Genomic DNA, 465 nt, shown 5'->3' on the forward strand with positions numbered 1-465 from the left:
AAAACAACCCAACACGATCACGAAACAACAAATATGTGATGACGATTTATTGCTTAAGTCCAGCCATTAAAACATGGAATTCACCGTTCAATTCAAACCCGATTTAGCTGATAAAAACTCACTTTGCCTAACGCCCGGCTAAGGGGTTGGCAACGCACCGCCGAACTCAAAAAACACACCGTAAACCCTGAACTTCAATTTTGTACTAAAGCCGCCACGCGTTGGCAATCCCTCTTGAGCCGTTTGTTAGGCCAACCAATTGACACCTGCACTTTCAAAACTAAAGAACAAGGCTTCTTTGCAAACCAAAACAAACTAACCTATTCATTTATAAACCAAAATACCAAATCAGCAAAGAAACAAAAAACTCAAATTGAGCGATTTAGAAGAAAAGTGACGAGCGTAGCATGCTCGGCGGACGTTTGGATGCTGAAGGTTATTTTGCCGCTAAACTCACAGCGCTAA

Origin of the sequence: Vibrio sp. ZOR0018, assembly GCF_963865925.1 — a bacterium.
GTDB lineage: Bacteria > Pseudomonadota > Gammaproteobacteria > Enterobacterales > Vibrionaceae > Vibrio > Vibrio anguillarum.